Consider the following 21,753-nt stretch of genomic DNA (forward strand, 5'->3'; position numbering starts at 1 on the left):
TTATTGATTTTGGGATTTAAATAAAATTCTGGAATTTCCCCGACAATTTCCGCCACTCAAATAGCAGCTCCCGAGGATATGTCTTATTTTAGACCATCCAATTTTGAGTAGCACCTATGTATATTATTTTCGATACCGAAACCACCGGATTACCAAGAAGTTACAATGCCCCCATGTCAGATGATGACAATTGGCCAAGGCTGGTTCAGATCGCATGGCAGCTTCATGATGCCAAAGGCAAACTCCTTTCCAACCACAATTACATTGTCAAACCGGAAGGATTTACCATTCCTTACAATGCCGAAAAAGTCCATGGCATCTCTACGGCGCGTGCCACAAAGGAGGGCCATGCTTTGGATAAAGTACTCACGGTTTTTCATGAGGATGTTGAGAAAGCAAACTATCTGGTAGGCCACAACATTGGTTTTGATATCAATGTGGTAGGATCTGAATTTTTGCGCAAGCAAATCCCGATGAAGCTTCAGTCCATGAAGGAAATGGACACCAAAGATCTTTCGACGGATTTTTGTGCGCTACCTGGCGGCAAAGGAGGAAAATACAAATGGCCAACTTTGACGGAATTGCATCACAAGCTTTTTGGCAACGGATTTCAGGATGCCCATGATGCTGCTTATGATGTGGCGGCTACCGCAAAATGTTTTTTTGGTCTCATTTCCCAAAAAGTTATTTCTCCGGAGAATGGAGTCCTGGTTTCAGAAGTTATATATGAGGAGCCAATACTGGATGTGGCCAACTTTGCCAGTTCCAAAGACGAGCAAAAAACAGCAGCCAAAGATGTTCTGAAAGCAGCGGGATCTGCCGATATCTCGGTCATGACAGACATGCCTTTTTCGCACCTGCATGTCCATACCCAATACTCAATTCTTCAGGCTACTTCTGAAATTCCTGCTATGATAGCTCTGGCCAAGGAAATGAAAATGCCCGCCATCGCCATGACTGACCACGGTAACATGATGGCAGCTTTCAACTTTGTAAAAGAAGCCCTTGCAAAAGAAATTAAACCCATCATCGGCTGTGAATTTTACCTGACCAAAGACCGAAATAACAAAAGCCAAAAAGATGACGGTTATCAGACTGTGCTGTTGGCAAAAAATAAAAAAGGATATCATAACCTTGCCAAACTCTCTTCCTACGCCAATATCCAAGGTTATTACTATGTTCCGAGGATTGATAGGGAAGTATTAGTCGAGTACAAATCTGACCTTATCGCTACCACAGGAGGACTTTGGGGAGAGATTCCTTACCTGATTTTGAATGTGGGTGATACGCAGGCCGAGGAGGCTTTTGTCTGGTGGAAGGAGCAATTTGGAGAAGACTTTTATGTAGAACTCAACCGGCACGGGATTCCTGAAGAGGAAAAAGTAAATGAGGTTTTGTTGCATTTTGCACACAAGTACGGCGTCAAATATTTCGCAGCCAACAATACCTATTACAACCAAAAGAATGACGCCAAAGCCCATGATATTTTGCTTTGTGTCAAAGACGGGGAATTAGTTGAGAAGCCGAAAAAATATATTGGCAAGCGAGGTCGTGAATTCCGATATGGATTTCCCAATGACGAATTCTATTTGAAAAGTCCTGAGGAGATGAAAAAACTCTTCGCTGACCTTCCTGAAGCTATTGCCTGCACCAATGAGATTGTCGAAAAAATAGAAACCTACAAACTCCAGCGGGATGTTCTGCTTCCCAATTTCCAGATTCCAGACGAATTCAAAAATCCTTTGGATGAGGAAGATGGAGGCAAAAGAGGCGAAAATGCCTATTTGAAATACCTGACCTACGAAGGTGCGAAAAAGCGCTACCCAGTTCTCTCCGACGAAATCAGGGAAAGACTTGACTTTGAATTGGCTACTATTGAGAAAACAGGATACCCAGGTTACTTCCTGATCGTGCAGGATTTTACAGGTGAAGCTAGAAAAATGGGCGTATCAGTAGGTCCGGGAAGGGGTTCGGCAGCCGGATCAGCGGTGGCGTATTGTACAGGAATCACCAATGTAGACCCTATTGCTTATGACCTACTCTTCGAAAGGTTCCTGAATCCTGACAGGGTATCACTTCCCGATATTGATATTGACTTCGATGATGAAGGACGTCAAAAAGTAATTGATTATGTTATCAAAAAATACGGTTCCAATCAGGTCGCACAGATCATCACTTACGGCACCATGGCTGCCAAATCAGCCATCCGAGATACTGCAAGGGTTCTGAATCTGCCTTTGGCTGAAGCCGATAAACTGGCAAAACTTGTCCCTGACATCAAGCTAAAGGCGCTTTTTGACCTTTCCAACGACCGGGCAAAATTGGCCGACAAACTCAAAAACAACGGAGAGGACATCGGCAAAGCGGATGAACTGATCCGTATTTACAAGGGTCAGGATGAATTGTCCCGAACCATCAAGCAAGCAACGGTTTTGGAAGGTTCGGTTCGAAATCTTGGAATTCACGCCTGCGGGGTGATCATCACACCGGGAGACATTACCAATTACGTTCCTGTGGCTTTGGCCAAAGATTCGGACATGGTCTGCACGCAGTTTGACAACTCCGTTGTGGAAAGTGCCGGTTTGTTGAAGATGGACTTTTTGGGATTGAAAACCCTCACCTTGATCAAAGACGCTGTCAAAATAGTCAAAGAAAGACATGGCATCGACCTCGATCCGGATGAGTTTCCGATAGATGATGTAAAAACTTATGAGCTATTCCAAAGAGGAGAAACTGTCGGGATCTTCCAATATGAATCTGCAGGGATGCAGAAGTACATGCGGGAATTGAAGCCTACCGTTTTTGCTGATTTGATTGCGATGAATGCACTTTATAGACCGGGACCTTTGGAATATATCCCGAGTTTTATCCGAAGAAAACACGGCACAGAACCCATCAGCTATGACCTTGATGACATGAAAGAATACCTGGAGGAAACTTATGGTATCACCGTCTATCAGGAACAGGTCATGTTGCTTTCCCAAAAATTGGCAGGATTTACCAAAGGCGAAGCTGACGTACTCAGAAAGGCAATGGGAAAAAAGCAAAAAGATGTTTTGGATAAAATGAAGCCAAAATTTGTAGAGCAGGCTTCTGCCAAAGGCCACGATGCCAAAAGATTGGAAAAAATCTGGAAGGATTGGGAGGCCTTTGCTTCCTACGCTTTCAACAAATCCCACTCCACCTGCTACGCTTGGATCGCCTATCAGACCGCTTACCTCAAAGCCCATTATCCGGCGGAGTATATGGCATCTGTATTGAGCAACAACATGAATGACATCACGCAGGTGACATTTTTCATGGAGGAATGCAAGCGTGCAGGCATCGCTGTATTGGGACCGGATATCAATGAATCCAATAACGGTTTTACAGTAAACAAAGAGGGTCAGATCCGATTTGGTCTTGCTGCCATCAAAGGTGCAGGGGGAGCGGCTGTAGATACGATAATCGCTGAACGTGAAAAATCAGGACCTTACAAAAATATTTTTGAGTTCTGCAAAAGAGTCAATTCTCGCGCTGTAAACAAAAAAACCTTGGAAGCTTTGGCAATGGCTGGCGGCTTTGATTGCTTTAAAGAACACCACAGAAGACAGTATCTCGAAGCTTTGGAAGGAGATGTGACGGTGTTGGAAAAAGCAACTAAATATGCCCAAAAAGTACAACAGGAAGCTGACAGTTCCCAAGTCAGTCTGTTTGGAGGTGGGTCCGGGATGGAAGTTCCGCTTCCCTCGGTGGCACCAATGGAGCCTTTCAGTCAGCTTCAGCAGCTCAATATTGAAAAGGAGGTTGTCGGTCTTTATATTTCCGGACATCCCTTGGACCAATTCAGGGTAGAGATAGAATCTTTTACAAATACCCCCTTGACAGAATTCAATGATATTGACACCTTACGGAAAAAAGGTGAAATCAAGGCCGCCGGTTCTGTAACTTCATTTGCTCATCGGACTACCAAAACCGGAAAGCCATTCGGAACACTGACCATGGAAGATTACCACGGAGCACATACTTTCTTCATTTTTGGAGAAGATTATATCCGATTCAAAGAATATTTCATGAATGGTTGGTTTCTTTACCTGACAGGATCCACACACCTTAACAAATGGAAAGAAAATGAATATGAATTCAAAATCAATTCTATGATGCTGTTGAGCGAGGTTAGGGGAAAAATGGTGAAAGGTCTGCGTGTCAATATTGACCTTGATGACCTGAATTTTGACTTGATGGAAAAACTGGAAGCCATCACCCAAAAATACAAAGGAGATGCAAAACTGTACATCAATGTCATCGATAGCAGGGAAAATATCACGCTGGACCTAATGTCAAAGAGATATTCGGTGGATCCATCCAATGATATGATCAAAGCTCTTGGCCAAATCCCAGAGGTAGTTTATCAAATCATTTAAGCCAATGATTTAAAAGGAAAATAAAGAAATAGTAAGGCCTAATATTTAAGAGAATATTTTAGAACCACCAAACTATTCATTTTGAATACATCATAAATAGATGGTGTGTTTTTTTATATTAGGCAGGAACTTATTCTGAAGGAAAGTGCTTTAGAAGTATATTTGAAAAATTAGAAACATCCAAAAATATAATACAATGGCAAAAGCAATAGAAATTACTGACGCAAACTTTCAAGAAATAATCAATTCCGAGCACCCTGTTTTAGTGGATTTTTGGGCTGAATGGTGTGGTCCTTGCAAAATGATCGGCCCGATCGTAGAGGAACTAGCCGGTGATTATGCAGGAAAAGCGGTGATTGGAAAAGTAGATGTCGACTCCAATCCTTTGGTGGCATCACAGCTTGGAATCAGAAGCATCCCAACTCTTCTTTTCTTCAAAGATGGAAAAATAGTTGACAAGCAGGTAGGTGCAGTTCCAAAAGCAGTTTTATCTCAAAAACTGGACGCTCAACTTTAATTGATATAGAAATTAAAATGATAGCCACGGAGATTCGCTCTTTGTGGCTATTTTTATTTTTGGATAATTTGGATAATGAAAGAAACCCTGATAGACCTTGACCGATTTTTAGCAATGCGGGAAAGCATTCCTATTTTAGATGCCCGGAGTGAAGGTGAGTTTATCCAAGGACATATCCCAGGTTCCATCAATCTTCCTATCCTTAACAATGAGGAAAGGAAAATCGTGGGAACAATTTACAAGCAACAAGGAAATCAGGAGGCCATCATCAAAGGATTTGAACTCGTTGGACCAAGATTTAGCAGTATAATCCAAGAAGCATTGGCACTTTTTCCTGAGAAAAAGATTTTAACTTATTGTTGGCGAGGAGGTATGCGCAGCGAAATCATGTCTTGGCTTCTCAGCATGGCAGGATTTCAGATTTTGCGGTTGAAGGGAGGCTACAAAACATACCGGACACTCACCTATGAAACGGTACGTGCAAAAAGAGATTTCATCGTTTTGGGAGGAAAAACAGGTGTTGGAAAAACTGTTTTGCTTCACGGGCTAAAAAAAATGGGGGAATCCGTCATTGACTTAGAAGACCTGGCCAAACATAAAGGTTCTTCATTTGGAGGAATAGGTCAGCCAACCCAACCAAGCATAGAACATTTTGAAAATTTGCTAGCTGAAGAACTTTTCAAAATCCCACTTTCAGAAAAAATATGGATAGAAAATGAAAGCAGGAGAATTGGAAAAGTGAATCTTGCAGATGAACTCTATTCCAATATCATAGCTTCACCTTTGATAGAAATATCCAAATCGGAATCAGAAAGGATCAACCATATTGCTGAAGAATATGCCATCTTGCCTCAAAATGAATTGCTCGAAGCTGTAAAAAGACTCCAGAAAAAATTGGGAGGCAAAAGGACAGCCGAAGCAATTGAAGATATCATTGCACATCGCCATTCTTCATGGATTGCAAATATGCTCGTGTACTATGACAAAACTTATGGCTTTGAACTTGACAGCCATAAAAGAGAACAAAAATTCCCACTAGACTTGAGTAATATGGATATAGAAGAATCTATCCAACAGCTTTTGGCTATAAAACACAACATCCAATGGAAAAACCAACTATCAGATTAACTCAATTCAGTGAAGGTTCAGGCTGCGGTTGTAAAATTGCCCCTGCAGTTTTGGACAGCATCTTAGCCAATAGAAAGTCTGTGGATTTGGTGGATACTCAACTATTGGTGGGGAACTCCTCCAAAGACGATGCCGCTGTATATCAGGTCAATGATACCGTTGCCATGATCAATACAGTTGATTTCTTTACCCCGATCGTTGATGATGCTTACGACTTTGGAAGGATAGCTGCGGCTAATGCTTTATCGGATGTATTTGCCATGGGTGGTCAACCTCTTTTTGCTAATGCAATCTTGAGTTGGCCGGTGGAAAAAATTGACCCCTTATTGGCAAGCGAAGTTTTGGAGGGAGGAAGGGAAATCTGTCATAAGGCAGGTATACCCTTAGCGGGGGGACACAGCATCGCAGCCAAAGATCCGATATTTGGGCTATCGGTGAATGGAATCATTCACCTTGACAACATCAAAACCAACAAAGGTGCGCAGGATGGAGATCTGATTTACATCACAAAGCCCTTAGGGATAGGTGTTTTAGCCACAGCCCTGAAAAGAGACAAGATCAAGGAGGATGATTATACCAATATGATCTTTTATGCAACCCAAATCAACTCGATCGGAAAGGATTTTGGCCTATTGGAGTATGTTCATGCCATGACCGATGTGACAGGTTTTGGGGTTTTAGGGCATTTGGTAGAAATGGCTGAAGGAGCAAGACTCACTGCTGTCATTCAAGGGAATAGTCTACCGTTGATAGAAGGAGTATCGGATTACATCTCCCAATTTGTATTTCCTGACAATACTTACAGGAATTGGAATGCTTACAGTGGAAAATCTGAGGGAATCGTAGGAATGGAATTGGTCAAATTCTGTGATCCGCAGACCAACGGAGGCCTAATGGTTGCTGTCGATCCAAAATCCCAAAAAGTATTTGAATCAGTTCTAGAACAACACCAACAAAAAGCATGGCTGATCGGAGAGTTCAATACCCAATCAGCCACAGTTGTCAAAGTCGTTTAATCAAGAATTTTCACCTTGATATTCCTATAATAAATCACGCTTTCGGGGTCATGTGCCTGAAGTGCAAATGTTCCCTTATCGATTTTCTTCTCGCCGGCATTGGCTGGTCGGTTTTTATCTTCTGACTCGATGTATTCCATCACGGTTTTGCCATTGATTTTTACCGTGACATGGTCTCCCTTGACGATAATGTGTTCGGTGTACCATTCCCCGTCTTTGACATAGACTTCTTTCACATCATTGAATGAATACAAACTCCCGGTTTTTCTCCAATCTGAATGTGTTTGGTTTACCTGTACTTCATAGCCTTTATTTGGCCACCCTGACTCCTGATATGCGGTATGGAAAAATATTCCCGAATTGGCCTTAGGCATGGTTTTGACCTCTGCGATGAATTCAAAATCTTTGAACTCTCCATTATTGACATCGCCAACATAGAATGCGTGTGCACGTGGCCCGTCGATTTTGATTTCTCCATCGACCACTATGAAAGAAGATGGGTTCTCTGAGACCTTCCACCCATCAAGATTTTTTCCATTAAATAAGGAAATCCAACCGTCTTTTTGCGCAAAGGAATGGAATGAGAAAGAAAGTAGAAACAGGATTACAAGGAGCTTTTTCATGGTTTAAGGTTAAATGGTTATAAGGAAAGATAGCGCAAATAATTAAGTCGAGTTCAAGAAAATTGACTGGAAGGGAAAAAATACAATGATTGGCAGAATCTTTATCCCATCAGTCATGCAACGGAGAAACCCCTCCTGAAACGATCAGTTTCATGATATCGGCACTTTTGACATTTTTCAAAATTCTCACATTATCTCGAGGTACCAAATAAAGATTCCCTGAAAAATTATAACTGTGGGGGAAATAGATGGCAACCAAATTTTCCTCCTCTATAATCGACAAGTCATCCTGTGTGATAAAACCCAATCGGGACATTCCTTCGGACAACTTTACAATTACTGGAGTATTGAATTTCTTCTTGTCGCCCACAAAAGCAGACATTAGGTCTTTGATACTGGTATAAAGAATATTAATCAAAGGAAGCTTAAAAACCCACTTTTCAAAAACGTCAAACAGTGGTTTGGTAATAAATATACTTGCCAAAAAACCAATAAAGGTGATAAAAGCAAGCATAATCAAAATCCCAAGTCCAGGAATTGGAATAGGTAGAATTCCATCCAAAAACTGTATGATCAAATAAATCACATATATAGTGAGGGCAATAGGAACAACAAACAACAGTCCCCTGAAAAAGTAAGTAATGATTCTTTTATAGGTAAAAGCCATGATTGAACATTTGTCTTAAAAATACAAAAAAATGATTGTTTATTGAGAGATAAATATTCATCCAATCATTCAATCTTCAAATATCATTTCCAAAAGGGCATAAAAAAACCCCGGAAAATTAACCGGGGTTTCAACAATAACTGAAGTTTATTTACAGATCAATTCCCATAAATGACATAAATGCAATGCCCATCAGGCCAGTCAAAAGCATTGTAATGCCCAACCCTTTTAGACCATTTGGAACATTTGAGTATTTAAGTTTTTCCCTGATTGCTGCCAAAGCTACAATCGCAAGGAAAAATCCTGTTCCTGAACCAAAGCCATACACAGTAGCCTCAGCTAAAGTATAATCCCTTTGTGCCATGAACAATGAACCACCCAATATGGCGCAGTTTACCGCGATCAAAGGAAGGAAGATACCCAATGCTCCGTACAAAGCAGGAGCAAATTTTTCTACCACCATTTCTACTAGCTGCACAATGGCTGCAATAATGGCGATAAACATAATGAACCTCAAAAAAGAAAGATCAATAGTGGCAAACGTATCACCTGCCCAAGACAAAGCTCCTTCTTTCAATACATATTCATTCAAAAGCCAGTTGGCCGGTGTGGTCACAGTCAATACAAATATAACCGCTGCTCCAAGACCAAGAGCTGTACTCACTTTTTTGGAAACTGCCAAGAAAGAGCACATCCCCAAAAAGTAAGCGAAAATCATGTTGTCAATAAAAATTGACCGAATACCTAAGCTGAATAATTCCATGTCTGATGATTTAATTAATGTTCAACATAACCTGTTTTGGTACGCTGTACCCAAATGATCAATCCCAAAATGATAAATGCTCCAACAGGAGTTACCATTAGGCCATTTGTAGCAAAGCTGAAATCATCTCCTATAAAGCCTGCGACAGTGTCAAAGACAGGGACTCCGAACACACTGCCCGAACCAAACAACTCCCTGAAAAATGCCACCGCAAGGATAATCCAAGAATATCCCAAAGCAGATCCAAATCCATCAAGAATGGAATCGTAAGGCTTATTTCCCAAAGCAAAAGCTTCAAGTCGGCCCATTACAATACAATTGGTAATAATAAGTCCTACAAACACGGATAATTCCTTGTACATGTCATATGCAAATGCTTTCAGCAATTCACTTACCAAAGTAACCAAAGTGGCCACGACGGCTAACTGAACAATGATCCTAACCCTTGAAGGAATTGTATTCCTCATCAGAGATATTACAAAGTTGGACATGACAACTACGAAAATTACCGAAATGGCCATGATCAGTGTTGGCTGCATTTGTGTAGTAACTGCCAATGCAGAACAGATTCCCAAAACCTGAATGGTAATAGGATTGCTATCTACAAGTGGATCTGAAATTAATTTCTTTCTTCTTTTCGACAAAAGTGCTTCAGCAGGCTTTTTTACTTCTGTCACTGTAGTTTCTGTACTCATTTATTTATAGTTTGAAACGTTCGAGATTTAATTTTCTGCAACAACTTCAGTTTGGTTACCGGATTTTTGACTGCTCAAAAATGAACTATAGTACTGAAGGTAATTTTTCAACATGTTGTTTACACCATTTGCGGTGATAGTTGCACCGGAAAGGCCATCAACTTTGTGAGTATCACTGGAATAATCTTTCCCTTCGCCTTTTTGCATGGCTACAGATTGAAGATTACCAGATTCGTCAAAAATCTGCTTGCCTTGGAAACGTTGCTGCACGTCAGGGGAGGTAATTCTTGCTCCCAGACCAGGTGTTTCGCCTTTGTGGGAAAAAGTCACACCTTCTATGGTACTTAGATCAGTCTGTAAAGCGACATAACCCCAAATCTCATCCCAAAGTCCTGCTCCATAAACAGGAAGGATATAGGATTCTGCAGAATCAGGATTTCCTTCTGCATGAAATATGAATACGGGAAATAACCTGTTTTCAGGAGCCATTTTGTAGTTCTTTCCAACATTGACTTTTTCTGCAACCATTGGACTGCCATCAGGATTTTGGGTTACTTCTTTCCCTTCTATATCCACAACTTTGGATGAAATCCTTGATTCATAAAAGGTCAAAACTTCTTCAGGCTTCATGGCTTTCAGCTGATCACCATCCAATACCGCACCCAAAATTTGTTTTTTGGTATCCAATTCTTCAGCTTTTCTCTGCAAAGGGCCCAATACTTGGGAAGTTCCCGAGAGCAATAATCCCAATACTACAGTCAGTATTATGGAGAATGTGATAATATATGTGTTAGACTGTTGCACGTTGTAACCTCCTATTCTTATTAGCTTTAACTACATAATAATCAATCAATGGCGCAAAGACGTTCATAAACAGAACAGCTAGCATAATTCCTTCAGGATAAGCAGGGTTTGTTACACGGATGATTACTGTCAAAAATCCGATTAACAAACCATAAATCCATTTTCCGGTTTCTGTCTGTGCGGCTGATACCGGGTCTGTTGCCATAAATACGATACCGAAGGCAAGTCCACCCATTACCCAATGGTATTCAGGTGACATGGCCATATATTCATTTACCGCAAAGATATTCATCACTAATCCCATGATATAGGCTCCTGCAAAACCGCTGACAATAATTTTCCAGCTCGCAACACCTGTTCCTATCAAAATGGCTGCTCCTAATAATGCCATTAGGGTCGAAGTTTCACCAATGGAACCAGGAATCCATCCCATAAATAAATTGGAAAAACTAAAAAGCCCATCGCCCAGCACCGTGTTATGTTCAGCCAAAGCCTGTGAAACAGGTTGACCTTCTACCCCGGCATTGTAAGCCACTGCCAAAGCAGTAGCTCCAGAAAATCCATCTACAGGTGTTTTATCTCCCATATAAGTCCATACCTGATCACCTGATATCTGTGCAGGATAGGCAAAATACAAGAAAGCTCTAGCAGTCATGGCCACGTTCAAGATGTTCATTCCTGTCCCTCCGAATACTTCTTTTCCGATCACAACCGCAAAAATCGTAGCCAAAGCAACCTGCCACAACGGTATTGCAGGAGGCATTACCAACGCAATCAACATCCCGGTGACAAGGTAACCCTCACTGATGGGGTGGTTTCTAATCACACAGAAGGTGAACTCAGTCCCCAATCCAACAGCATAAGAAACAATCAATATTGGTAGTACAGAGATCGCACCGATTACAGCCTTATCAAGCCAAGTAGCTTCCTCTCCTGACATCAAAAAATGCTGATGTCCAACATTGAGGATTCCGAATAAAAGCGCCGGTACCATGGCAATCACCACTGTAATCATCACTCTTTTCAAATCCACAGCGTCCTTTATTTGGGCACCTCTTGGACCGGTAGTCAAGTCAGGGGCAAAGGCAATTGTCCTATGACCTTCATATAATGTGTGAAATTTTTCCCATTTACCTCCCTTTTCAAAGTTTGGTTTGAGATTATCGAACAGATTTTGTAAAAACTTCATATGTTAACTATACATTAATAATTCAATACCATTTCTAACCAGTTTTTGCAATTCATTTTTGGAGGGATCGATAAATTCACAAATCGCAACATCTTCTTCGATCACTTCATAAAGTCCAAGTTCTTCCATCTCATCAAAATCTTCAGAAACTATTGCCTTAAACAGGTAGGTAGGAAGAATATCCATAGGAAGGACTTTTTCAAAAGCGCCGGTCACGACAAATGGTCTTTCCTCGCCATGGGCATTGGTGTCTACTACATACTCCTTACTTCTATTCAAGAAGGAAAGAAGACCCAAAGCCTTGTGAAAACTCAACTTGGTAGAACTTGGTTTTAGCCATCCCAAAAACTCCTCATAATCCCCTTCGGGAATTAGGGTTATCTGATTGGCATAATAACCTAAATATCCGTCCGGAGCTATTTTTTCGCCTGTAAGGACATTTCCCGACACAACCCTGATATGGTCATTTTTAATATTTCCATTTACCAAAGTATCTACACAGGCACCGATGAAGGTTTTAGCATAAGCGGCATTTTTTGCTTCAGAACCAGTAACTGCTACAATTTTGGAAGCATCATATCTTCCTTCAATGAAAAGCTTGCCTATCTGGACCACACCAAAAGGGCTGATCGTCCAAATTATCTCTCCTTTATTGATTGGATCTATGTGATGGATATGGATTCCAACGTTTCCTACAGGATGCTGACCTGAAAATTTATTGACCTGAACTCCTTGCACATTGGCAAAAACAGGTGCAATCTCAGCATCAAGCTCAAGACCGAGGTGAACTTTGCCGGATGTCAGTTTTTGTAGAACCAAAACGCCTGCTTGAAAATATTTTTCTTCTCCTTTTAAAGTAAAGGCATAATCAGGTGACAATGGGTTGGTGTCAAATCCTGATATAAATATTGCTTTGGGTGAATCCTGCGGGTTTGCAACAATTCCAAATGGCCTTTGGATCAACTGAGGCCACACGCCCCCTTTACAAAGCAGGGCAACAGCCGTTTCTTTGGTGAGGGTTTTTAAAGAGGATTCTGTGAATTTTTCGAAAGATTCATAGGTGATTTCAGCGTCTGCAAGGATTTTGATTTCCAAAAGCTTCCTCTTTTCTCCTCTTTTGATTTCAACTATTTCACCTGAAACAGGGGCGACATATTGCACGCTTTCCATAGCTTTATCAAACAAAATCGGAGTTCCCGCTTTTACAGAATCTCCTTCATTTACAGTGACTTTGGGCCTTTGCATCCCCATAAAATCAGCAGGTTTGATGGCAAACGTTTTGGCCCGTTTGAAATCCACAAGCTGTTTTTCAGCTTTTCCGGCGAGCTTAATATCAAATCCTTTCTTAAGCTTTATTGTTTTTGACATATGAATTGTGAACTATATGGTCTATATAAAACGCCTCAAATCTAATAAAATACATCAGTTATTAGAAGATAATTCTGGTAATATTTGTGAGTTTTCGCACAGTAATCAAAGGTTTTATTTGAATGGAAGATGGGTCAGTTTTCCAATACCATGCCTTGTTCCAAGGATTGGATATGGTGCATCACTCGCTCCATCAGCCACATAGGCGTAGAGGTAGCTCCGCATATCCCTACTTTGTCCTCAGGGCTAAACCAAGACGGGTCGATTTCTGTTTCGTTTTCCACAAAATAACTCCTGCTGTTTTCAGCTAAACAAACTTGGTAAAGAGCCCTTCCGTTTGAGCTTTTTTTGCCTGAGACAAACAAAATGACATCATTCTCATTCGAAAATCGCTGAAGCTGCGGCTCCCTATTGGATACCTGTCTGCAAATCGAATCATTGGCATTGAAATCAACCTCAGACAAATCACCCTTCTCTGCCTTAATTCTATCCTCTATTTTGGATTTCAATTCATAAAAACCTTTAGTACTTTTTGTGGTCTGACTAAAAAGAGTTACAGGTCGGCTGTAATCAACCTTGTCCAAATCTTTGTCTTCCATGACCACGATGGCTTTTTCTAAAGTCTGTCCGGTGAGCCCGATAACCTCTGCATGGCCTTTTTTGCCATAGATGACAATCTGCCCCTGCTCCCTTTCCATTTTATCAAATGCGGTTTTCACTCTATGTTGGAGTTTCAAGACCACCGGGCATGAAGCATCTATCAATTCAATATTATTTTCTATGGCAGTCCTATAGGTCTCAGGAGGCTCCCCATGGGCCCTTATCAACACCTTACAATCTGTCAATTCCTGAAGCTGTTCCCTGTCGATCACCACCAATCCTTTTTCGCTCAGCCGCTTCACTTCCATGTCATTGTGGACAATATCTCCAAGGCAATACAACTTCTCAGATACTTCCATTTCGTCCTCCGCCATTTTGATGGCGAACTCAACTCCAAAACAATACCCTGAATTTTTGTCAATGGTCACTTCCATAGTCAAAACATTAAATGCCGATTTTTTCTTTGGCGAATGATACAATCTGATTTACTTGATCTTCAAATTCCAACAAACTCGTGTCCAATTCTACTGCATCTTCTGCTTTTCGGAGAGGACTTTCCTTTCTTGTTGTATCCACCTGATCTCTTTCTGCTAGATTTTGCACTATTTTTTCAAGTGCTACCAAATCTCCCCTTTCGAGAAGTTCCTTTTGACGCCTTTCGGCACGGATATTCAAATCCGCTGACATAAAAACCTTTAGTTCAGCAGAAGGAAATACCACTGTCCCGATATCCCTCCCATCCATGACCACACCTTTCTTTTTACCCAATCTTTGTTGTTGGGCAACGAGTTCGGTCCTTACCTCTTTGATCTTACTGACTTCACTTACATAATCAGAAACCCTCATGGACCGGATTTCATCCTCTACGTTCAATCCATTGAGATAGGTTTCCTGCTTTCCATTATCGGGATTCAGGTGAAAGGAGATTTCAAGAGATTCGAGATATTTATTGACCTCCTTGGGATTGGAAAGGACAACATGGTTGTTTAAAAAATGCAAGGTCGCGGCTCTGTACATGGCCCCAGAATCGATATAAGTGTACCCCAGATTCTGGGCCACGGCTTTAGCAGTAGAACTTTTGCCACACCCTGAGTATCCGTCAATTGCGATTACAATTTTCTGCATCAAATAAAAGTAGCCCTGGCTTTTTTTAATTTCAGGCGCAAATATAGTAGTTTTAAATCTATTTCCTTTCCAATATGTATGTATTACAAAACTTGGTAAGGCTATTTCATATTATCGTAAACATATATTTTCAATCTTTCAAAAACATTCCATCATGGGAAATTTTCAGGTCCTCGGACAACTTGTTGACATTTCAAACCGGGAGATATTTTCTGCGGAAATTTCTGTGGAAAAAGGCAAAATTGTTTCCATTCAAAAAGTTGTTGAAGACAAAACACTTCCCTTTCTCCTGCCGGGTTTCATTGATGCCCATGTTCATATAGAATCTTCCATGCTCGTTCCTTCGGAATTCGCGAGGCTTGCTGTCCCACATGGCACAGTGGCCACCGTATCTGATCCGCACGAAATCGCCAATGTTTGCGGAATGGAAGGAATCAATTATATGATTGACAATGGCAAACAGGTTCCTTTCAAGTTTTACTTTGGCGCACCATCCTGCGTTCCTGCCACGCCTTTTGAAACTGCAGGAGCGGAAATCAGTGTGCAGGATATCCATGATTTGTTGGAAAGGAAAGAAATCAGCTACCTCGCAGAGATGATGAATTGGCCGGGAACAGTCCACAGAGATCCTATTGTCATGGAAAAAATTGCCCTTGCGAAGAAATGCGGCAAACCTGTCGATGGCCATGCTCCGGGATTGAGAGGAGAAATTGCAGCCCAATATGCATCCGCCGGCATTACCACAGACCACGAATGCTTTACTTTGGAAGAGGCTCTAGACAAAGTTAAGTTAGGAATGAAAATCTCCATCCGTGAAGGCAGCGCTGCCAAAAATTTCGATGCACTGATCGATATCATCGATGATTATCCTGACATGGTGATGTTTTGCTCGGACGATAAGCATCCGGATAACCTCGCCATCAGCCATATCAATGAACTTGTTGTGCGGGCAGTAGCTAAAGGAAAGAATGTCTTTGATGTTTTGAAAGCTGCATGCATCACGCCAGTACAGCATTACAGCATGGATGTCGGTCAACTGCAACTCGGTGATCCTGCGTATTTCATTATTGTCGAAGACCTCAGGGAATTCAAAGTCCTTCAGACATATATCGATGGACAGTTGGTGGCGGAAGACGGAAAAACTTTGATCCACAAAATCCAAAACCCAATAATCAACAACTTCAATACAGGATTAAAGACTGTTGAAGATTTTAAATTATTGGCAAAAGGAAACAAAGTCCGGGTAATCAGCGCTTTGGACGGACAGCTTATCACTCCTGAGATCCAAGGTGAAATTCTTATAAAGAATGGCTTTGCCGAATCAAATCCTCAATCTGATATTCTAAAATTGACGGTAGTCAACCGTTACCAAGAGGCAATGCCTGCCATTGCTTTTATCAAAAACTTCGGATTGAAATCCGGAGCAATCGCTTCTTCAGTCGGCCATGATTCACACAATATCATAGCAGTCGGCGTAGATGATTGGTCCATTTGGCGGGCTGTCAATTTACTGATCCAAGAAAAAGGAGGCATTTCTGCTGTCAATGGAAAAGAAGAAATGGTATTGGCATTGCCTGTCGGAGGAATTATGTCACCGGACGATGGCTATGAAGTGGCAAAAGCCTACACCACCATTGACAAAATGGCGAAGGAAATGGGTTCCTCTCTCAAATCCCCTTTTATGACATTGAGTTTTATGGCTCTTTTAGTCATCCCCGATCTCAAACTCAGCGACAAAGGATTGTTTGACGGGCAGCGGTTTGAGTTTGTTGATGTGTTTCTATCCTAACCTTCAACCAGTTGTATAAAAACTTTTCAGTTTTTGGCCAAAATTAAATTTTGTCATATCTCCTATTCCCTCACAGAAATATCACAAAGCCTTATTCTCAAAATCGGAAATTGCTTCAGATGTCAAATGGAGGCTTTTAGGCTGAAATCCAGGAAATAAGTCAAACTTTCCCAATGAACAGGAAGTTTGTAACTTAGAACAAGTAAACCCAAATATTAAAAAAATAGAATTATGATGAATTTTGAGCTCAATGAAAATCAGGCGATGATCGCAAAGATGATACAGGATTTTGGAGCAAAGGAGATTACCCCTTTCAGAAAAGAATGGGATGACAAACAGATTTTTCCTCTTGAACTTTTCAAAAAACTTGGCCATCTCGGATTGATGGGCGTCCTCGTCCCAACAGAGTATGGAGGTTCAGGTTTTGGCTATTTTGAATATGTGACAGCGATTGCTGAATTATCCAAATTGGATCCGTCGGTCGGTTTGTCTATGGCGGCGCACAATTCACTTTGCACCAACCATATCCTTATGTTTGGCAATGAATCCCAAAAGCAAAAATATATCCCAAAATTAGCCACCTGCGAATTGCTCGGAGCCTGGGGATTGACGGAACCGAATACAGGTTCTGATGCCGGCAATATGAGAACTGTTGCGGTCAAGGACGGCGATCACTACATCATCAACGGCGCCAAAAACTTTATCACACATGGAATTTCCGGTGATGTAGCTGTGGTAATCGCAAGAACCGGGGAAATAGGTGATTCCCACGGGATGACTGCTTTTGTGGTAGAAAAGGGAACTCCAGGATTCAAAGGCGGAAGAAAAGAAGACAAACTCGGCATGCGCGCATCTGAGACATCTGAGATGATTTTTGAAGATTGTAGGGTCCACGAAAGTCAGATTTTGGGTGAGGTTGGAGACGGTTTTATCCAATCGATGAAGGTTTTGGACGGGGGAAGAATTTCTATTGCGGCACTTTCTTTGGGAATTGCTGAAGGTGCTTTGGAAGCGTCCATCCAATATTCAAAAGAACGCCACCAATTCAACAAACCGATCAACAGTTTTCAGGGCATTTCTTTTAAATTGGCAGACATGGCCACTCAAGTCGAAGCCGCAAAACTTCTGATTTACAAAGCAGCAGCATTGAAAAACAAAGGCCAAAAAGTGACTTTGGAAGGTGCACAGGCAAAGTATTATGCTTCTGAAGTTGCGGTATCGGTATCAAATGAAGCCGTACAGATTTTTGGCGGATATGGATTTACCAAAGATTATCCTGTGGAGAAATACTACAGAGACTCCAAACTTTGCACCATTGGAGAAGGAACATCAGAGATCCAAAAGATCGTGATTGCGAGAGAGGTTTTGAAGTAAAATAAGAAAAACCCTCCAAGGTTTTACTTAAGAAGTAGAACTTTGGAGGGTTTCTAACAAATTATTTCTTCTCAATAATCCGACCTCTATACACCACAAAATCTTCATCTTCCACATCTTTGGAAGCGGGCTTCATCCACCATAATTCCTCATCAATCAATTTAAAGCTTTCATATCGCATCTGCGGAAAATCAATAGGACTGACCTCTTTTGTTTTCAAATCAAAAAGCACAGTTTTTATCTTCGTTTCTTCCCTCAATCTATCTTTCAATTCTTTTGTTGCTTCGTTGTTTCGGACTATTTCCAAATCCGAATCGCTGATTGGACTTGGATTATAACTGATCAAAAAATCATTTCCGATTTTCTCCAAATTTCGAATGCGGGAAGGAAATGGCGAGCCCAATTGTCCTGCATTCAGCAAACCATATTCCACGTCTTTATATTCCCATCCTTGGTGACTAGAAAATCCCGGCAAATCAATCAATATAGTTTCCTTATAAATAGGTTCATCACCTTTCCAATCAAAGAGGTATAAAACCGCTTCATTCTGAAACATCAGATAAAGCACTTCCTCCTTTTCATTAAAAAAGAAAACAGGTCTAAAGTCTTCGAAGGGAAATGCCTTGCCTGCAAGAAATTTGCTTTTTTCGGGAAATGGCAAAATCTGTTTGGTTTTCCCGTTGGTTAAATCGGTCAGGAGAAGATTTTTTCGACTTTTATAAAATTCCTCGCCTATCTGTTGGACATCATCCATCAAGTCCAGATGATGGATCAAAAATTCTTTTCCATTCTTATTTATCACTTGGTTCTTTCGAAACAAATCCACAAACATGTGAAAACCAGTCTGTGGCTGATACGTCCTGTTTTGCAAAACCAATTGTCCATCAATTGTAAAAACCCGGATACCAGCCATGTTGTCGCCAAGAACGATATTGTGGTTTTTGTCGAAAACAAAATTATCGGCGGCCATGGAAAAATTACCGGGAACATCTCCTGATTTATCCCATGAGTAGAGAGGCATCCCCAAGGAATCAAATACAAAAACTTTGGAAGAAGCCTTGTCTTTAAAAACCAAATTATCTCCGGATTTCCCTTCAAACGCAAAAGCAGGCACGAGGACATTTTCAACCTCAACACTATCAAGGACCTCGATGCTGTATCTGAAATTTAACCCCTCAGTCTCAGCTGCCTCTATGCTTTCATTTTCAGTGGTATCTGACGGTTTACACCCTTGATTGAGAAATAATGAAAATATTATTACGAAGCCGATTAGATATCTCATTGAATTTTGATTTTTGAAAATTCAAATTAGAAAATCTTTTTTAGTTTTTATTCATTTGTAGAAAAAATTAGGCATAAAAAAACCCTCAGTCTCACAACCAAGGGTGTTTTCAAATTTTGCTTTCTCGCTTCTCGTCTCCCGCTTCTCGCTTCTCCTTTCAAACCAGATTCCCTTCACTCAGCAAAAGAAAAATCCCGGCAGCCATTGCAGCACCCAGAATCGGGCCCAATACCGGAACCCAAGAATAAGCCCAATCACTTGTTCCTTTTCCTTTGATCGGTAGCAATTGGTGCATCAACCTTGGTCCAAAATCTCTTGCAGGATTGATGGCATAGCCCGTCGTACCACCCAAAGCCAATCCGATCACCCAAACCAAAAAAGCCACCGGCAATGCGCCAAGAGCCCCGAGACCAATTGGTATTTGCTCACCGTCGGTATATTGGATCACAGGATTTGTAGAATAGAGGATCACGATGATCAAAACGGATGTTCCTATGATTTCTGAAAATAGGTTGGATGGTAAGTTCCGGATGGCAGGTGCTGTTCCAAAAGGAGCAAACTTAGATCCCGGATCTTCCGTGGCATCAAAGTGGTCTTTGTAAATCAACCAAGCAATCCCTGAACCAAACATCGCTCCCAAAATCTGGGCGAAAATATAACCGGGAACCATCGCCCAATCGAAAAGACCTGCAATGGCCAATCCAATACTTACGGCGGGATTGAGATGCGCGCCGCTGTGTGGACCTGCCACGACAACACCAATAAATACTCCCAAAGCCCAAGCAGTGGTAATCACCATCCAACCGGCATTGTTTCCTTTAGTTTTGTTCAAAACCACGTTGGCCACGACTCCCGAGCCCATGGTGATTAGGAGTGAAGTACCGACAAATTCTGCTATCAAAGTATCCATTATTCTACCCAGTTTTTAGATCGTTCTACTGCTTTATGCCAAAAGTGAAGGAAATAATCAACTTTTTCCACTTCCATCTTTGGTTCAAAATCCTTGTCTGATTCCCAAAGCGCCTGTAACTCTTCCTCGGATTCCCAAAAACCTACAGCCAAACCTGCCAAAAAAGCCGCTCCAATTGCTGTTGTTTCTATGATTTTTGGTCTTTTGATTTTGGTCTGCAGAATATCTGACTGGAACTGCATCAGGAAATTGTTTGCTGTAGCACCGCCGTCCACACGCAATTCTTTGATGGGGGCGCCGCTGTCTTTTTGCATTGCATCCAAGACATCCCTGACCTGATAGGCTATGGCTTCCAAAGCTGCCCGAGTCATGTGCGCGATCGTTGTCCCACGGGTAATTCCAAAAAATGCACCTCTTGCATTTTGGTCCCAATGCGGTGCACCGAGTCCTGCCATGGCAGGCACAAAATAGACGCCGTCATTATCATCAAGACTTGTGGCAAGTTTTTCACTTTCCTTGGCATGGCCAAATAATTCAATCCCATCCCTGAGCCATTGGATGGCTGCACCTCCGATAAATACCGAACCTTCTAAAGCGTAGTTGACTTTTCCGTTGACTTCCCAAGCGATGGTTGTCAGCAATTTATTATTGGATCTCACAGGTTCTTCTCCTGTATTCATCATCAGAAAACAACCTGTCCCATAAGTGGTCTTTGCCATTCCGGGATGGGTACACAACTGTCCAAAAAGTGCGGCCTGTTGGTCACCAGCGATGCCGGCAATGGGTATAGGCACAGGAAACAAGGATTCGGAAGTATGTCCATACACCTCCGAACTTGACTTCACTTCGGGCAATAAGGATTCCGGAATATCGAAAAGTGAGAGGAGTTCTGTGTCCCATTTTTTTTCAAATATGTTGAATAGCATGGTGCGACTGGCATTTGATACGTCTGTGACATGAACCTTCTTGTGGGTCAGGTTCCAAACCAGCCATGAATCCACAGTTCCAAAGGCCAATTCTCCGTTTTCGGCCTTTTCTCTCGCTCCCTCGACATTGTCAAGCAGCCATTTGATCTTGGTGGCCGAAAAATAGGCATCCAACACCAAGCCGGTTTTAGAAGCGACCATTTCTTCTTTACCCTCTGCTTTAAGTTGGTCAACATAGGCGGAAGTCCTACGATCCTGCCACACGATGGCATTGTAGATGGGTTTCCCCGTTTTCCTATCCCAGATAATGGTGGTTTCCCTTTGGTTGGTGATTCCTATAGCAGCAATATTTTTAGCTTTGATACCACCTTTGGCCAAGGACTCTGCCAAAACCGAAGATTGGGTTGACCAAATCTCCATTGGGTCATGTTCTACCCATCCTGATTTTGGAAAATGTTGTTTGAAAGCTCTTTGGGCAACACATACTATTTCGCCCTGTTTGTTAAAAATGATGGACCTTGAACTCGTCGTCCCTTGGTCCAAGGACATGATGTACTGGGTATTTTGGGTCATT

General features: G+C 41.6%; 18 protein-coding genes. 6 read left to right on the top strand and 12 right to left on the bottom strand.

The genetic code is table 11. From position 1 onward, the window contains the following. Positions 1-116: 116 nt before the first annotated feature. The 4 genes from dnaE to selD all read left to right on the top strand — a co-directional run bounded on the left by dnaE (position 117) and on the right by selD (position 7,064). Positions 117-4,403 (top strand): DNA polymerase III subunit alpha, encoded by a 4,287-nt coding sequence (gene dnaE, locus NU887_RS20060; protein WP_258425178.1) that lies wholly within the window; start codon positions 117-119, stop codon positions 4,401-4,403. Positions 4,404-4,599: 196 nt separating this feature from the next. Further along, positions 4,600-4,920 carry a thioredoxin gene (gene trxA, locus NU887_RS20065; protein WP_258425179.1) on the top strand — a complete coding sequence of 107 codons (321 nt, stop codon included), beginning with the start codon at positions 4,600-4,602 and terminating at the stop codon, positions 4,918-4,920. A 75-nt stretch (positions 4,921-4,995) separates the two neighbouring features. Further along, a complete protein-coding gene (gene mnmH / locus NU887_RS20070) occupies positions 4,996-6,048 on the top strand; it encodes a tRNA 2-selenouridine(34) synthase MnmH (protein ID WP_258425180.1) in 1,053 nt (350 codons plus the stop codon). After that, positions 6,024-7,064: a selenide, water dikinase SelD gene (selD, locus tag NU887_RS20075; RefSeq protein WP_258425181.1), complete on the top strand. Its 1,041-nt coding sequence runs from the start codon at positions 6,024-6,026 to the stop codon at positions 7,062-7,064. Before mnmH ends, selD begins: the two co-directional genes overlap by 25 nt. Here the strand turns inward: selD and NU887_RS20080 are convergent. The 9 genes from NU887_RS20080 to cmk all read right to left on the bottom strand — a co-directional run bounded on the left by NU887_RS20080 (position 7,061) and on the right by cmk (position 14,898). Further along, positions 7,061-7,687, bottom strand: a complete 627-nt coding sequence (locus NU887_RS20080; protein WP_258425182.1) for a 3-keto-disaccharide hydrolase — start codon at positions 7,685-7,687, stop codon at positions 7,061-7,063. The genes selD and NU887_RS20080 overlap by 4 nt on opposite strands. A 109-nt stretch (positions 7,688-7,796) precedes the next feature. Continuing rightward, positions 7,797-8,354, bottom strand: a complete 558-nt coding sequence (locus NU887_RS20085; RefSeq protein WP_258425183.1) for a DUF502 domain-containing protein — start codon at positions 8,352-8,354, stop codon at positions 7,797-7,799. A gap of 151 nt (positions 8,355-8,505) precedes the next feature. Next, a complete protein-coding gene (gene nqrE, locus NU887_RS20090) occupies positions 8,506-9,117 on the bottom strand; it encodes an NADH:ubiquinone reductase (Na(+)-transporting) subunit E (RefSeq protein ID WP_258425184.1) in 612 nt (203 codons plus the stop codon). Between the two features lie 14 nt (positions 9,118-9,131). Beyond that, positions 9,132-9,812 (bottom strand): NADH:ubiquinone reductase (Na(+)-transporting) subunit D, encoded by a 681-nt coding sequence (locus tag NU887_RS20095; protein WP_258425185.1) that lies wholly within the window; start codon positions 9,810-9,812, stop codon positions 9,132-9,134. 27 nt (positions 9,813-9,839) lie between these two features. Beyond that, positions 9,840-10,616 carry an NADH:ubiquinone reductase (Na(+)-transporting) subunit C gene (gene nqrC / locus NU887_RS20100; RefSeq protein ID WP_258425186.1) on the bottom strand — a complete coding sequence of 259 codons (777 nt, stop codon included), beginning with the start codon at positions 10,614-10,616 and terminating at the stop codon, positions 9,840-9,842. After that, a complete protein-coding gene (locus NU887_RS20105) occupies positions 10,603-11,805 on the bottom strand; it encodes an NADH:ubiquinone reductase (Na(+)-transporting) subunit B (protein WP_258425187.1) in 1,203 nt (400 codons plus the stop codon). The genes nqrC and NU887_RS20105 overlap by 14 nt, the downstream gene beginning before the upstream one ends. Before the next feature lie 3 nt (positions 11,806-11,808). Further along, positions 11,809-13,173 carry a Na(+)-translocating NADH-quinone reductase subunit A gene (locus NU887_RS20110; protein WP_258425188.1) on the bottom strand — a complete coding sequence of 455 codons (1,365 nt, stop codon included), beginning with the start codon at positions 13,171-13,173 and terminating at the stop codon, positions 11,809-11,811. A gap of 134 nt (positions 13,174-13,307) precedes the next feature. Further along, positions 13,308-14,207 (bottom strand): 4-hydroxy-3-methylbut-2-enyl diphosphate reductase, encoded by a 900-nt coding sequence (locus NU887_RS20115; RefSeq protein WP_258425199.1) that lies wholly within the window; start codon positions 14,205-14,207, stop codon positions 13,308-13,310. A gap of 10 nt (positions 14,208-14,217) precedes the next feature. Then, entirely contained in the window at positions 14,218-14,898 is a 681-nt protein-coding gene (gene cmk / locus NU887_RS20120) for a (d)CMP kinase (RefSeq protein ID WP_258425189.1), read from the bottom strand. 154 nt (positions 14,899-15,052) lie between these two features. Between cmk and ade the strand changes: the two genes are divergently transcribed. Then, positions 15,053-16,687: an adenine deaminase gene (ade, locus tag NU887_RS20125; protein ID WP_258425190.1), complete on the top strand. Its 1,635-nt coding sequence runs from the start codon at positions 15,053-15,055 to the stop codon at positions 16,685-16,687. Between the two features lie 234 nt (positions 16,688-16,921). Then, on the top strand, positions 16,922-18,061 hold the full coding sequence (locus NU887_RS20130) for an acyl-CoA dehydrogenase family protein (RefSeq protein ID WP_258425200.1): 1,140 nt from the start codon (positions 16,922-16,924) through the stop codon (positions 18,059-18,061). A 61-nt stretch (positions 18,062-18,122) separates the two neighbouring features. Here the strand turns inward: NU887_RS20130 and NU887_RS20135 are convergent, their stop codons facing one another. The 3 genes from NU887_RS20135 to glpK all read right to left on the bottom strand — a co-directional run bounded on the left by NU887_RS20135 (position 18,123) and on the right by glpK (position 21,752). Further along, positions 18,123-19,343, bottom strand: a complete 1,221-nt coding sequence (locus NU887_RS20135) for an NHL repeat-containing protein (protein WP_258425191.1) — start codon at positions 19,341-19,343, stop codon at positions 18,123-18,125. A 157-nt stretch (positions 19,344-19,500) separates the two neighbouring features. Further along, a complete protein-coding gene (locus tag NU887_RS20140; RefSeq protein WP_258425192.1) occupies positions 19,501-20,253 on the bottom strand; it encodes an MIP/aquaporin family protein in 753 nt (250 codons plus the stop codon). After that, the gene (glpK, locus tag NU887_RS20145) at positions 20,253-21,752 is read right to left on the bottom strand and encodes a glycerol kinase GlpK (protein ID WP_258425193.1); all 1,500 of its coding nucleotides are present in this window, start codon (positions 21,750-21,752) and stop codon (positions 20,253-20,255) included. Before glpK ends, NU887_RS20140 begins: the two co-directional genes overlap by 1 nt. Between the last annotated feature and the right edge of the window lies 1 nt (position 21,753).

The organism is Aquiflexum gelatinilyticum (assembly GCF_024741135.1).
Lineage (GTDB): Bacteria > Bacteroidota > Bacteroidia > Cytophagales > Cyclobacteriaceae > Cognataquiflexum > Cognataquiflexum gelatinilyticum.

Coding starts and splice junctions, on each gene's coding strand:
- selD (WP_258425181.1), top strand. CDS start 6,024: ATGGAAAAACCAACTATCAGATTAACTCAATTCAGTGAAGGTTCAGGC.
- cmk (WP_258425189.1), bottom strand. CDS start 14,898: ATGCAGAAAATTGTAATCGCAATTGACGGATACTCAGGGTGTGGCAAA.
- NU887_RS20135 (WP_258425191.1), bottom strand. CDS start 19,343: ATGAGATATCTAATCGGCTTCGTAATAATATTTTCATTATTTCTCAAT.
- mnmH (WP_258425180.1), top strand. CDS start 4,996: ATGAAAGAAACCCTGATAGACCTTGACCGATTTTTAGCAATGCGGGAA.
- trxA (WP_258425179.1), top strand. CDS start 4,600: ATGGCAAAAGCAATAGAAATTACTGACGCAAACTTTCAAGAAATAATC.
- NU887_RS20140 (WP_258425192.1), bottom strand. CDS start 20,253: ATGGATACTTTGATAGCAGAATTTGTCGGTACTTCACTCCTAATCACC.
- NU887_RS20095 (WP_258425185.1), bottom strand. CDS start 9,812: ATGAGTACAGAAACTACAGTGACAGAAGTAAAAAAGCCTGCTGAAGCA.
- NU887_RS20080 (WP_258425182.1), bottom strand. CDS start 7,687: ATGAAAAAGCTCCTTGTAATCCTGTTTCTACTTTCTTTCTCATTCCAT.
- nqrE (WP_258425184.1), bottom strand. CDS start 9,117: ATGGAATTATTCAGCTTAGGTATTCGGTCAATTTTTATTGACAACATG.
- NU887_RS20105 (WP_258425187.1), bottom strand. CDS start 11,805: ATGAAGTTTTTACAAAATCTGTTCGATAATCTCAAACCAAACTTTGAA.
- NU887_RS20115 (WP_258425199.1), bottom strand. CDS start 14,207: ATGGAAGTGACCATTGACAAAAATTCAGGGTATTGTTTTGGAGTTGAG.
- NU887_RS20085 (WP_258425183.1), bottom strand. CDS start 8,354: ATGGCTTTTACCTATAAAAGAATCATTACTTACTTTTTCAGGGGACTG.
- NU887_RS20110 (WP_258425188.1), bottom strand. CDS start 13,173: ATGTCAAAAACAATAAAGCTTAAGAAAGGATTTGATATTAAGCTCGCC.
- ade (WP_258425190.1), top strand. CDS start 15,053: ATGGGAAATTTTCAGGTCCTCGGACAACTTGTTGACATTTCAAACCGG.
- NU887_RS20130 (WP_258425200.1), top strand. CDS start 16,922: ATGAATTTTGAGCTCAATGAAAATCAGGCGATGATCGCAAAGATGATA.
- dnaE (WP_258425178.1), top strand. CDS start 117: ATGTATATTATTTTCGATACCGAAACCACCGGATTACCAAGAAGTTAC.
- glpK (WP_258425193.1), bottom strand. CDS start 21,752: ATGACCCAAAATACCCAGTACATCATGTCCTTGGACCAAGGGACGACG.